At 74.9% G+C, this 12104-nt stretch carries 12 protein-coding genes; 6 read left to right on the forward strand and 6 right to left on the reverse strand.

Annotation, left to right across the window (positions count from 1 at the left end; genetic code table 11):
• Nucleotides 1-3: 3 nt before the first annotated feature.
• From ACFY23_RS04350 to galE, 3 genes are all read right to left on the reverse strand, one after another.
• On the reverse strand, nt 4-1281 hold the full coding sequence (locus tag ACFY23_RS04350; protein ID WP_350818882.1) for a tetratricopeptide repeat protein: 1278 nt from the start codon (nt 1279-1281) through the stop codon (nt 4-6).
• Nucleotides 1282-1358: 77 nt separating this feature from the next.
• Nucleotides 1359-2519, reverse strand: a complete 1161-nt coding sequence (gene galK, locus ACFY23_RS04355) for a galactokinase (RefSeq protein ID WP_350679242.1) — start codon at nt 2517-2519, stop codon at nt 1359-1361.
• A complete protein-coding gene (gene galE / locus ACFY23_RS04360) occupies nt 2516-3538 on the reverse strand; it encodes a UDP-glucose 4-epimerase GalE (protein WP_350679244.1) in 1023 nt (340 codons plus the stop codon). The genes galK and galE overlap by 4 nt, the downstream gene beginning before the upstream one ends.
• A gap of 136 nt (nt 3539-3674) precedes the next feature.
• Between galE and ACFY23_RS04365 the strand changes: the two genes are divergently transcribed.
• The 6 genes from ACFY23_RS04365 (at nt 3675) to ACFY23_RS04390 (ending at nt 8321) form a co-directional block, all read left to right on the forward strand.
• Nucleotides 3675-4700: a hemolysin family protein gene (locus ACFY23_RS04365; RefSeq protein WP_350679246.1), complete on the forward strand. Its 1026-nt coding sequence runs from the start codon at nt 3675-3677 to the stop codon at nt 4698-4700.
• A gap of 33 nt (nt 4701-4733) precedes the next feature.
• On the forward strand, nt 4734-5759 hold the full coding sequence (gene trpS / locus ACFY23_RS04370; RefSeq protein WP_350679248.1) for a tryptophan--tRNA ligase: 1026 nt from the start codon (nt 4734-4736) through the stop codon (nt 5757-5759).
• Between the two features lie 22 nt (nt 5760-5781).
• Nucleotides 5782-6363, forward strand: a complete 582-nt coding sequence (locus tag ACFY23_RS04375; protein ID WP_350679298.1) for a 2'-5' RNA ligase family protein — start codon at nt 5782-5784, stop codon at nt 6361-6363.
• A gap of 111 nt (nt 6364-6474) precedes the next feature.
• Nucleotides 6475-7398, forward strand: coding sequence for a YhjD/YihY/BrkB family envelope integrity protein (locus tag ACFY23_RS04380; RefSeq protein ID WP_350679250.1), 924 nt, complete (start codon nt 6475-6477; stop codon nt 7396-7398).
• 14 nt (nt 7399-7412) lie between these two features.
• Entirely contained in the window at nt 7413-7787 is a 375-nt protein-coding gene (locus ACFY23_RS04385; protein ID WP_350679252.1) for a GntR family transcriptional regulator, read from the forward strand.
• Nucleotides 7788-7877: 90 nt separating this feature from the next.
• Nucleotides 7878-8321 carry a hypothetical protein gene (locus tag ACFY23_RS04390; RefSeq protein WP_350679254.1) on the forward strand — a complete coding sequence of 148 codons (444 nt, stop codon included), beginning with the start codon at nt 7878-7880 and terminating at the stop codon, nt 8319-8321.
• 135 nt (nt 8322-8456) lie between these two features.
• On the opposite strand, the gene ACFY23_RS04395 is transcribed toward ACFY23_RS04390, so the two are convergent.
• The 3 genes from ACFY23_RS04395 to ACFY23_RS04405 form a co-directional block, all read right to left on the reverse strand.
• Nucleotides 8457-8828: a VOC family protein gene (locus ACFY23_RS04395; RefSeq protein WP_350679256.1), complete on the reverse strand. Its 372-nt coding sequence runs from the start codon at nt 8826-8828 to the stop codon at nt 8457-8459.
• A 179-nt stretch (nt 8829-9007) separates the two neighbouring features.
• Nucleotides 9008-10642: a glycoside hydrolase family 13 protein gene (locus ACFY23_RS04400; RefSeq protein ID WP_350679258.1), complete on the reverse strand. Its 1635-nt coding sequence runs from the start codon at nt 10640-10642 to the stop codon at nt 9008-9010.
• 288 nt (nt 10643-10930) lie between these two features.
• On the reverse strand, nt 10931-12022 hold the full coding sequence (locus tag ACFY23_RS04405; RefSeq protein ID WP_350679260.1) for a LacI family DNA-binding transcriptional regulator: 1092 nt from the start codon (nt 12020-12022) through the stop codon (nt 10931-10933).
• Nucleotides 12023-12104: the final 82 nt, after the last annotated feature.

Raw genomic sequence — 12104 nt, forward strand, 5'->3', positions numbered from 1 at the left:
CCCTCACCGACGGGCGGGCGCCGACGCCCGCCCGTCACCCGCCGGGCTGACCACGCCACTCGCCGGGCCGACCACGCCGCCCGTCGCGCTGGGCGCGCCGGCCGCCGGGCTGGCCGCGTCCGCCGCAGCGCCGGCCCCGTCCTCGGTCGGGGTGGCGGCGCCGGCGACCGTGGCCCGCGCGGCCGCCCGGGCCACGAGGCGCATCCAGACCCGGTAGCCGATCCAGCGGACCACCGGGACGGCCCGGCGCGTGAGCTGCCGCCAGGCGCGGAAGGCGAGGACCGCGCCGGCCGGGATCAGCAGTAGCGCGGCCACCCCGCCGGCGGGGGTGTCCCTCCCCGGGGCGAGGCCGCTGACCACCAGCCCGCCCAGCGCCGTTGCGGTGAGCGCCAGGCAGAGCACGACGGACGTCGAGCCGAGCTGGCGGCGCAGTTGGAGACGGACCGCCGGCGGCTGCCGCCGCCACACCGGCGGGGCCGACCCGGCGACGACCGCCAGGAGTGCCAGGGCGGCGGCGAGCCGCCCGGGTCGACCGCCGTCGACCAGCGCGAACAGCGCCCAGTGGCCGACGCCGGCCAGCGCCGCCGCGTCGAACAGGCGCCAGCACAGGGCCACCGCGACGGCCTCGTGCGCCGCGGCGGCCCCCCGCGCGTGCGGGTTGGCGGCCAGGGCGTCGGTGAACCCCCGGGCGGCCCGGCCGACCCGGTCCCGCGACGCCTCCATCCGCGCCAGCAGGGCCAGCGCCGGCTCGTACGTCGGCTCCAGGACGAGGGCCTGCCGGCACGCGTCCCGGGCCGCCCGGAGCCGGCCCATCCGCAGGTGGATTCGGGCGTCCAGCAGATGGACGTCGGGGATGTCGTGGCGGATCTCCCGCGCGGTGTCGGCGTGCCGGCGGGCGACCACGACGCGGGTGGGGTTGCCCAGGGTCAGCAGTGCCTCCGCGAACAGCGCGTGGGCCTCCCAGGACCGCGGCGCCAGCTCCAGGGCGCGTCGGGCGGCGGCTGCCGCGTGGCCGGGGTGCCCGGCCGCCAGCAGGATCCGGGCCTTCTCCGCGAGCAGGTGCTCCTGGGCGCGGGCGGTGCCGAGGGCCTGGTCCACCAGGCGCATGGCCTCCGCCAACTGGCCCATCGACCGGTGACAGCGGGCCAGGTGGAGCAGCAGACCGGCGTGCTGGGGTTGCTCGGCCAGCGCGCCGCGCAGCACCTGCGCCGCCTCGGCGTGCCGTCCGACGCGGCTCAGCGCCTGGGCGCGCTCCTGCGCGACCATTCCGGCATCGCTCACGTCGCCTCCCTTTCCGGCACGATCCGGTCGACGCCACACCCTACCGACCGTCCCGATCGGCCCGTCGTCGCGCGCGGTCAGTCCAGCCGGGTCGCTCCGGGGCCGGGCAGGACGGTGACGTGGCCGGGCGCGGCGAAGCCACGTTCGGCGTACGCGGCCGTGACGGCGGCGGCGACCGCGTCGGCGCGGTCCGCGTCGACCAGGGCGAGGACGCAGCCGCCGAAGCCGCCGCCGGTCATCCGTGCCCCGAGGGCCCCGGCCGACAGGGCGGCCTCGACGGCGGTGTCGACCTCCGGCACCGTGATCTCGAAGTCGTCGCGCATCGAGGCGTGCGAGGCGGTCAGCAACTGGCCGATCTCGCGTACCTTGCCGGCGCGCAGCAGGGCGACGGTGTCGAGCACCCGCTGGTCCTCGGTCACCACGTGCCGCACCCGGCGGCGGGCCTCGGCGTCGTCGAGCCGGGCCAGCGCGTCGGCCAGCCCGTCGGCGGGGACGTCCCGCAGCGCCGCGACGCCGAGCAGACCGGCCGCCGCCTCGCAGGACCTGCGGCGGGCGGCGTACTCGCCGTCGGCGTGCCGGTGCGGGGCCCGGCTGTCGACCACCAGCACGGCCAGGCCGGCCGTTTCCAGGTCGAACGGGATGTGCTCGACGGACTCGTCGCGGCAGTCCAGGAAGAGCGCGTGCCCGGCGCGGCAGCGGATCACCGCCGACTGGTCCATGATCCCGGTCGGCGCGCCGACGTAGCCGTTCTCGGCGCGCTGGGCCAGCCGGGGCTGCCGGTCGGCGGGCAGGTCCAGCCCGCCCAGGTCGACCAGGGCGGCCAGCACGGCGGCCTCCAGCGCCGCCGACGAGGAGAGCCCGGAGCCCAGCGGCACGTCGGAGGCGATCGCCAGCCGGGCGCCGGGCACGGCGTGCCCCGCCTCCCGCAGCGCCCAGACGACCCCGGCCACGTACGCGCCCCAGCCGGTGACCCGGCCCGGCTCGGCGATCTCGTCGGCGCCGAAGGCGATCGTCTCGCCGGACAGCTCGGACCAGACCGTCCAGCGCTCGCCGGGTTGCGGCGCGGCGGCGGCGACCGTGCGCAGCGGCAGGGCGAAGGGCAGCACGAAGCCGTCGTTGTAGTCGGTGTGCTCGCCGATCAGGTTGGCCCGGCCGGGAGCCGCCCAGCGGCCGGCGGGCGGCTCCGCGTACGCAGAACGGAAGCCGGCGGCGGCGCGGGCCGCGACGTCGTCGGTCACCGCGGCAACGCGACGTGCGTGCGGTAGAAGGCCCAGGCGTCGCCCACCATGTCGTGCAGGGTCGGCTTCCGCGGCACCCAGCCCAACTCCTCGCGGGCCAGCGCGGAGGAGGCCACCAACTCGGCGGGGTCGCCCTCGCGGCGCGGGGCGACCTCGACGGGCACCGGGTGCCCGGTGACCTCGCGGACCACGTCGACGACCTGGCGGTTGGTGAAGCCGTTGCCGTTGCCCAGGTTGTAGATCCGGTGCTGGCCGGCGGTCGCCGCGTCGAGCGCGAGCAGGTGGGCGCGGGCCAGGTCGGCGACGTGGATGTAGTCGCGTACGCAGGTGCCGTCGACGGTGGGGTAGTCGTCGCCGAAGAGCTGGAGCTTCTCCCGCCGCCCGGCGGCCACCTCCAGCGCGATCGGGATCAGGTGGGTCTCCGGGTCGTGCCGCTCGCCGAGCGCGACGTCGCCGTCGAGGTGTGCCCCGGCCACGTTGAAGTAGCGCAGCGACACGGCGGCCAGGCCGTGCGCGACCGCCTCGGAGGTGAGCGCCATGTCCACGGCGAGCTTGGTGGCCCCGTAGGTGTTGGTGGGCGCCTTGACCGCGGTCTCCGGGATCGGCAGCTCGGCGGGGTTGCCGTAGACGGCGGCGGTCGAGGAGAAGACCAGCCGGGGCACGCGCGCGGCCCGGACGGCGTCGATCAGGGCGAGCGAGCCGACGGTGTTGGTGTGCCAGTAGAGCTCCGGCTTCACCATCGACTCGCCGGCGGCGATGAGGGCCGCGAAGTGCAGCACCCCGTCGAAGCCCGCCTCTGGCGTGAGCACCTGGGCGGCGTCGTGGATGGTGGCGTCGACGTGCGTGGCGTCGGGGGCGAGCGCCTCCCGGTGGCCGGTGCGCAGGTCGTCGAGGACGACCACCTGGTGGCCGGCGTCGAGCAGCATCCGGGTCACCACGCTGCCGATGAAGCCGGCGCCGCCGGTGACGAGCAGTTTCACGTCGATCTCCTCCCACCTGGCCGCCCGCGTCGCGGCCATGTCGTGATCACCCTAAGGCCGGGCGCCGTGCTTCCGCTCTCCGTCGACACTCCCGCCATCCCATCACGAACTCCCATGTTCGAACAGAGGCGAACATGGCGCGCCCGGCGGCCCGGCGCTGTCTACCATCACTGTCATGCGGGAAGCGGGTGGTCCCGGGCCGCGTCGACGTGCCCGGGCGCGACCGCGCCGCGAGCCGGGCCCGCTGGCCCGGGCCGTCGCCCGGATCGTGGTACGCGCCGCCGACGGCGCCACCCGCGCGGTGACGGACCTGCTCGGCGCCAGCCCCGCGGCCGGTCGGGAGCGGATCAGCGAGGCGGAGCTGCGCGACCTGGTCGCCGCCAACACCCTGCTCGACCCGGTCGAGCGCCGGATCATCGACGAGGTGCTGGTGGCCGGCGCGAGCCTGGTCCGCGAGGTGATGATGCCCCGCACCGAGGTGGTCTTCCTCTCCGCCCGGCTGACCCTCGCCGAGGCGGAGCGGCTGGTCCGGGCCGAGACGCACACCCGCTACCCGGTCGTCGACGGCACCCACGACGACGTGGTCGGCTTCGTGCACCTGCGCGACGTGCTGCTGCGTCCCGACCTGGACCCGTGCACCACGGTCGGCGAGCTGACCCGGGAGGTGAAGCAGCTGCCCGGCAGCAAGCGGGTGCTCGCCGCGCTCAGCGAGATGCGCCGGGAGCGCCACCACCTCGCCGTGGTGGTCGACGAGTACGGCGGCACCGCCGGCATCGTCACCCTGGAGGACCTGATCGAGGAGCTGATCGGGGAGATCCACGACGAGTACGACACCGCCCCCGACCCGGTGCACGCCGGCCTGCCCGCCGTGGTGGACGGCCGGCTCAACCTGGCCGACTTCGCCGAGCGGACCGGGGTGACCCTGCCCCCGGGGCCGTACGAGACGGTGGGCGGCTTCGTGATGGCGGCGCTCGGCCGGCTCCCGGTCGCCGGCGACGAGGTGCCGGTGGCCGGCGGCCCGGCCGGCGCCGGCGGCCCGGCAGCCGACGACCCGCCCGGCGGCTGGCTGCTGCGGGTGCACACGCTGGAGGGGCGCCGCGTGGCCCGGCTCACCGTCTCCGCCGTGCGCCTTCCGGAACCCCGGCGCGAGGTCACCGCTCCGGCGCCGGTGGGTCCGAGCCGACCCGCCGGCCCGTCATGACGTACGCCAGGCGTTGCTGACAGAATTGCCGGCATGTCCGACGTTCCCGCCCGGCCCCGCGTCTTCTCCGGCATCCAGCCGACCGCCGACTCGTTCCACCTCGGCAACTACCTGGGCGCGGTGCGGCACTGGGTGGCCCTGCAGGACACCCACGACGCGTACTACTGCGTGGTCGACCTGCACGCGATCACCGCCGGGCACGACCCGAAGGTGCTGACGCAGCGCTCCCGGCTGGCCGCCGCGCAGCTGTTCGCCGTGGGTCTCGACCCGGAGCGCAGCACGCTGTTCGTGCAGTCGCAGGTGCCCGAGCACCCGATGCTCGCCTGGGTCCTGGGCTGCATCACCGGGTTCGGCGAGGCGAGCCGGATGACCCAGTTCAAGGACAAGTCGCAGAAGCAGGGCGGCGAGCGGGCCAGTGTCGGCCTGTTCACCTACCCGATCCTGCAGGCCGCCGACATCCTGCTCTACCAGGCCCACGCCGTGCCGGTCGGCGAGGACCAGCGCCAGCACCTGGAGCTCTCCCGCGACCTCGCCCAGCGGTTCAACACGCTGTTCGGGCAGACGTTCACGGTGCCCGCGCCGCACATCGTCAAGGACACCGCGAAGATCACCGACCTGCAGGACCCGACGGCGAAGATGTCGAAGTCGTCGTCCTCGCCCGCCGGCATCATCGACCTGCTGGAGGACCCGGCCCGCTCGGCCAAGAAGATCCGCTCGGCGGTCACCGACACCGGCCGGGAGATCGTCTTCGACGCCGAGACCAAGCCGGGCGTCTCCAACCTGCTGACCATCTACTCCGCGCTGACCGGGCGGAGCATCGACGACCTGGTGGCCGCGTACGCCGGCAAGGGCTACGGCGACCTGAAGAAGGACCTCGCCGAGGTGGTGCGGGAGTTCGTCACGCCGATCCAGGAGCGCACCCGGACCTACCTCGACGACCCGGCGCAGCTCGACAAGCTGCTCGCCGCCGGCGCGGAGAAGGCCCGCGTGGTCGCCGCGGCGACGCTGCGGACCGCGTACGAGCGGGTGGGCTTCTTCCCGCCGGTGCGCGGCGAGTAGCGCCGCGGCGCGACGGGTGAGGGTGGACAGGTCGGTGGCCGGAGGGGTGGCGCGGAGCGTGGATCGCAGGGACGGGGCGCCGGACGCCGGCGACACCATCCAGATCGGCATCGCGGTGGACATCCCGGAGCCGTGGGGCGGCATGCTCACCCGACGCCGGGTCGAGGCCGGCGACCCCCAGGTCGTGCCCGCGCACGTGACCCTGCTCGGGCCGACCGAGATCCCGGTGGCGGCGCTGCCGGCGGTGGAGCGGCACCTCACCGCAGTCGCCGCCGCCCACCTGCCGTTCACGCTGCACCTGCGGGGCACCGGCACGTTCCGCCCGGTGACCCAGGTGGTCTTCGTGGCGGTGGCCGCCGGGATCAGCGAGTGCGAGCTGCTCGCCGCCGCGATCAGCGCCGCCCCGGAGCTGCGCCGGGAGGCGCGCTTCCCGTACCACCCGCACGTCACCGTGGCGCAGGACGTCGCGCCGGAGGCGCTGGACAAGGCGTACGAGGACCTGGCCGACTTCTCCGCGATGTTCGAGGTGGAGGCGTTCACCCTCTTCTCGCACAGCGGGCAGACCCGGTGGCAGCCGCGCCGGGACTTCCGGCTGGGCGGCTGACCCGTCCGCCGGTGGGCCGGGGCGACGACCCCGACCGGGCGACGCGCCGGGCCGGCGAGGGTCGGCGGCCGGTTGCCCCCGTGACCGCTGGAGATCGGCGAGGATGACGGCGTGAACGTGTGGGGCCGCATCGAGGCGGACATCGACCGCCGGATCAGCGCCGCGCGCCGCCGGTCCGGTGCCGTCGACCACCTGTGGCGGGCCGGCGTGCTCTACAACGACGTGCTGGGCGGGCGGCTGGCCGCGGCAATCGCCTACTACGGGTTCTTCGCGGTGTTCGCGCTCGCGCTGGTCGCGTACTCGGTCTTCGGGGCCATCCTGGAGGACAGCGACGAGGTCAGCGCCGCCGCCGCCGACTTCCTGCGGGAGAACCTGCCGTTCCTCGACCCGGTGCAGATCGCCGACAGCAGCGGCACGGTCGGGGTGGTCGGCCTGATCATCCTGGCCCTGACCGGCATCGGCTGGGTGGAGGCCATCCGCTCCTCGCAGCGGCTCATGTACGGGCTCAACCAGCAGCCCGGCAACCTGGTGGTACGCCGCCTCGTCGACCTGGGCGTGCTGCTCGTCGTCTTCGTGCTGCTCGGCGTCTCGGTGGCGGCGGTGGACGCGCTGGAGTCGCTGCTGCGCTTCCTGCTGCGCAGCACCGGCTCGGTCGGCCTGACCACGGTCAGCGCGCTGCTCAGCGTGCTGGTCAACGCGGTGCTGGCCACCCTGCTGCTGGTGGCGGTGCCGAGGCTGCGGATGAGCCGGGCGCGGCTGCGCCCCGTGGTACTGCTTGTCGCGGTCGGTATCACGCTGCTGAACACCGTCGGGCGCTACTACGTGGTGCGCACCGAGCGGAATCCGGCGTACACGGTGGTGGCGGGCGCGGTGGGCCTGCTGCTCTACCTCTACCTGCTCAACCAGTTGGTGCTCTTCGGCGCGGCGCTCGCCGCGACCAGCCGGCGCGGGCGGGTGGTGGACCTGGCGGAGGGCCCGCCGCCGGTCGACCTCGACGCGGACACGGAGCCCGGCGCCCCCGGCGGGGCCGGATGAACGGAGGAGCGGGCGTGCGGATCTCGGTCGACCCGGGCTCGGCGGTGCCGCCGTACGAGCAGGTGCGCGGGCAGCTCGCGGAGCTGATCGGGACGGGCCGGCTGGCGGTCGGCACCCGGCTGCCGACGGTGCGGCAGTTCGCGGCGGACCTCGGGCTGGCGGTAAACACGGTGGCTCGGGCCTACCGGGAGCTGGAGGCGGCCGGCCTGCTGGAGACCCGGGGGCGGCACGGCACCTTCGTCGCACCCGGCCGCGATGACGCGCTGGACCGGTTGCAGCGCGTGGCGGCCGACTACGCCGCCGAGGCCGCCCGGTTGGGGGTGCCGGCGCCGGCGGCCCTCGACCTGGTCCGCGCGGCTCTCGACGCCGCCCACCCCTCTTCGCGTTGATCAAGAAGTTTGCGCCTCCAGAACCCCGATTTCGGGCCCAAACTTCTTGATCACGGGAGCTGGAGGGGGCGGACGGACGATGATGGGCGCGTGGGCGCACTCGTGACACTGGACCTGCCGGAAGACTCCCCGATGCTCGGCCTGCCGTGGATCATCACCTTCGGCCCGCTCGGCAACGCCGACGAGTGGGAGCCGGTGGTCTGCGGCCCGTACGAGCGGCCGCACGCCCTCGCGTTGGCCGAGGCGGTGGTCGCCGAGGAGCAGCTGATGGCGGTGGTCGAGCCGCTGCTGCCGGCGGTGTCGGCGGACGAGGTCCGGGGCGAGATCGCCGCCGCGCAGGTCGCCGCCGAGAACGAGGCGGCGCGGATCGAGGAGGCCGACCTCTACGGCGACTTCGAGGACACCATCGACGAGGAGCTGGAGGCGGCGGCCGCGGAGAACCACCGCACCGAGCCGCTCGCCCCGCCCACCGAGGCGGAGCTGCGGGCCGGCTTCGCCCGCATCGCCGCGAAGCTCACCGGCGGCACCGCCTGAGCCGACCGGAGCGCGGACGGCCACGCGGCGGCGCGGGCGGGGCTCGCGGGGGCGCGGGCGGGGCTCGCGGGGGCGACGAGACCGCGGGGCGCAGGCGCGGGGCTCAAGGGCGACGAGACCGCGGGGCGCGGTCGGTCAGGGGCGGTGCGGCGGCCGGTGCAGCACGCAGAACTCGTTGCCCTCCGGGTCGGCCAGCACCTCGAAGCCCTCGTCGCCGCGCTGTCCCACGTCGGCGCGCCGGGCGCCGAGCCCGATCAGCCGGCGCACCTCGTCGGCCGGGTCACCGTCGGCGACGAGGTCCAGGTGCAGCCGGTTCTTGCCGGGTTTCGGGGTGCCGGAGCCCTGGAGCCAGACCGTCGGCGCACCGGCCCGGCCGTCCGGCGGCCAGAGCTTCGCGCTGCCGTCACCGCCCGCATGGACCGTGTAGCCGAGGGCGGCCGACCAGAAGTCGGCCATCAGGTCGAGGTCGACGACGTCGAGGGTGTACTGCGTGACACGAACCACCATGGGTCCGTCGTACCCGGGTGGGCCGGGGGCGACACCCGTCCGAGATGGACGCCGGCGCCCCGGGAGCGGACTCCACGAGGCGCCGGCGCCACCTCACCCCCCACCACAAGGGGTCGGTGGCCCAGCCGCCCGTCGGCGCGGGGCACAACGGACGACCAGGTCGATGACGGGTTACCCGCTCAGCGCCGTTCGAACCAGGCAGCCGCGTCGACCGGGAGCAGGTGACCCGTGCCCTGGCCGGTGAGCGCCTCGCTGGCGGCGATCGGCTCGCCGTACCCGTCGATCAGGGCCGGGGCACCGCTGATGTTGACCACGCAGGTCAGCACGGTGTCGCCGGCGGCGCGGCTGAAGGCGAGCACGCCCGGCCCGGTCTCCAGCCAGGTGACCCCGCCCGCGTCGGCGGCCAGCGCCGGGTGCGCGTGGCGGATCCGCAGGGCGGTGCGGTAGAGCTCCAGCGTCGAGCCCGGCACCCCGGTCTGGGCGGCCACCGACAGCTCGCGCCAGGTCGCCGGGGCCGGCAGCCAGCTCAGTTCGCTGCCCTCCGGCCCGAAGCCGTACGGGGCCAGCTCGCCGCTCCACGGGATCGGCACCCGGCAGCCGTCCCGGCTCTCGCCGGTACGCAGGAACGCCGGGTCCTGGCGCAGCTCGTCCGGCAGGTCGAGCACCTCCGGCAGGCCCAGCTCCTCGCCCTGGTAGATGTAGGCGCAGCCGGGCAGGGCGAGCATCAGCAGGGTGGCCGCCCGTGCCCGGCGCAGCCCCTCGGCGCCGTCGCCGTAGCGGGTGACGTGCCGCTGCTTGTCGTGGTTGGACAGCACCCAGGTGGTCGGCGCGCCGACGATGGTCGACTCGGCGAGCGCCGTGTCGATCACCTTGCGGAACGATTCGGCCGACCACGTCGCGTCGAGGAAGTCGAAGCTGAACGCCTGGTGCAGCTCGTCCGGGCCGATATACCGGGCCAGCCGCTGCGGGGTCTCGGCCCACGCCTCCGCGACGGCCATCCGGCCGCCGGGGTAGCTGTCCAGGATCGGCCGCCAGGCGCGGTAGATCTCGTGCACCTCGTCCTGGTCGAAGTAGGGGAGCCGGCCCTTGCCGAGCAGCTCCACCTGGCGCTGCCCGGTGGTCATCGTGCTGAAGCCGACGTCCGGCAGGCCCTCGGCCTTGATCATGCCGTGCGCCACGTCGATCCGGAAGCCGTCCACGCCCCGGTCCAGCCAGAAGCGCAGGACGTCCTCGAACTCGGCGCGGACCTCCGGGTGGCGCCAGTTCAGGTCCGGCTGGGCCGGGTCGAACAGGTGCAGGTACCACTGGCCGTCGTCGACCCGCGTCCAGGCGGCGCCGCCGAAGATGCTCTCCCAGTCGTTGGGGGGCAGCTCGCCGTCCGCGCCCCTGCCGTCGGCGAAGAGGTAGCGCTCGCGCTCGGCGGAGCCCGGGCCGGCGGCCAGGGCGGCCTGGAACCACGGGTGCCGGTCGGAGGTGTGGTTGGGCACCAGGTCGACGATGATCCGCAGGCCGAGCGCGTGCGCGTCGGTGATCATCGCGTCGAAGTCGGCGAGGGTGCCGAACATCGGGTCGACGTCCCGGTAGTCGGCGACGTCGTACCCGCCGTCGATCATCGGGGAGGTGTAGAAGGGGGTCAGCCAGAGGGCGTCCACGCCGAGGTCGCGCAGGTACGGCAGACGCTCGCGGATGCCCTGCAGGTCGCCGATCCCGTCGCCGTTGGAGTCGGCGAAGCTGCGGACGTAGACCTGGTAGACGACCGCGGAACGCCACCAGTCGTCGTCGGAGGTCAGCGGCGTGGGGTTGCTGACGGTCATCGGAGGCGGTTCCCCGTTCTGTGACGCGCGGGACAGCGCACCCGGCGCGGTGCGGGTGGAAGGCGCGGGATGTCTGAGCAGGATGCCGCCCGGATGCTGCAAGAGTCAAGCATTTCTTGCGCAAGGAATGACGCCGGTCACGCGCGAGACCGCCCACGGCCGCTCCGCCGGGTCCCGGGCCGGGCCGGTCGGACCGGGACGGCTTCGAACCGGGGGGGCGGCCGGCCGGGACGGCGCGGACCGGGGCGGGTGGTCAGCCGGGGACGGCGCGGGCCCGAAGGCGGGCGGTCAGGCGGGGACGGCGAGCGCGGGCGGCGCGGGGCGCTGGTGACCCGGGGCGCCGCCCCGGGCCGGGCGGGAGCCCTCTGCCGGGGCGACCGCGGTGGAGCCGCGCACCACCAACTCGGGCCGGAACAGGTACTCCGAGTGGGGGGCCGCGTGCCCGTTGATCTCGTCGACCAGGGCCCGGACGGCAGCGACCGCCATCGCGGCCACCGGCTGGCGCATGGTGGTCAGCGGCGGGTCGGTGAAGGCCATCAGCGGGGAGTCGTCGTAACCGACCACCGAGAGGTCGGCCGGCACGGACAGGCCGCGCTGCCGGGCGGCCCGGATCGCGCCGAGCGCCATCAGGTCCGAGCCGCAGACGATGCCGGTGACGCCCCGGTCCAGCAGCCGCGCGGCGGCCGCCTCGCCACCCTCCACACCGAACAGGGAGAGCTCGGCCAGCTCGCCGAGGTCCGCCTCGGCCGTGCCGACCAGCCGGCTCATCGCGGCGCGGAAGCCGGCCACCCGCCGCTGCACCGGCACGAACCGGTCCGGCCCGGTGATCAGGCCGATGCGGCGGTGCCCGAGCGCCACCAGGTGGGCCACAGCCAGCTCGGTGGCCTCGCCGTCGTCGCAGGAGACGAAGGGGGCGGGGATGCCCGGCGCGTACCCGTTGATCATCACGATGGGCAGCGGACGGGCGATCAGGGCGCGGTACCGGTCGTGGTTGGCGGCGGTGTCGGCGTGCAGGCCGGAGACGAAGACGATCCCGGAGACCTGCCGGTCCAGCAGCATCTCGACGTACTCGTCCTCGGTGACGCCGCCCGGCGTCTGGGTGCACAGCACGGGGGTGAACCCGCTCTGCGCCAGCGTCGACTCGATGACCTGGGCGAAGGCGGGGAAGATCGGGTTGTCCAGTTCGGGGACCACCAGGCCCACCAGGCCGGCGCTGCGCTTGCGCAGCCGGGCCGGGCGCTCGTAGCCGAGCACGTCGAGGGCGGTCAGGACGGCCTGCCGGGTTTCGGGAGCCACTCCCGGGCGGTCGTTGAGCACCCGCGACACCGTGGCCTCGCTGACTTCGGCCTGCTGGGCGATGTCGGACAGTCGAGCGCGCATGGCCCGCACTTTAGCTCACAAGCAAGATCTTGCGTACACTTCTGCAAGCCCTTCCATTCTCTGAAACCCCTTGCTAACGTCC

The organism is Micromonospora sp. NPDC000121 (assembly GCF_042899165.1).
GTDB lineage: Bacteria > Actinomycetota > Actinomycetes > Mycobacteriales > Micromonosporaceae > Micromonospora.

What these genes read in the sequence shown, in the direction of transcription:
- galE (WP_350679244.1), bottom strand. Translation starts at nt 3,538, where the DNA reads ATGGCCGCGACGCGGGCGGCCAGGTGGGAGGAGATCGACGTGAAACTG.
- ACFY23_RS04365 (WP_350679246.1), top strand. Translation starts at nt 3,675, where the DNA reads ATGCGGGAAGCGGGTGGTCCCGGGCCGCGTCGACGTGCCCGGGCGCGA.
- trpS (WP_350679248.1), top strand. Translation starts at nt 4,734, where the DNA reads ATGTCCGACGTTCCCGCCCGGCCCCGCGTCTTCTCCGGCATCCAGCCG.
- ACFY23_RS04395 (WP_350679256.1), bottom strand. Translation starts at nt 8,828, where the DNA reads ATGGTGGTTCGTGTCACGCAGTACACCCTCGACGTCGTCGACCTCGAC.
- ACFY23_RS04400 (WP_350679258.1), bottom strand. Translation starts at nt 10,642, where the DNA reads ATGACCGTCAGCAACCCCACGCCGCTGACCTCCGACGACGACTGGTGG.
- ACFY23_RS04405 (WP_350679260.1), bottom strand. Translation starts at nt 12,022, where the DNA reads ATGCGCGCTCGACTGTCCGACATCGCCCAGCAGGCCGAAGTCAGCGAG.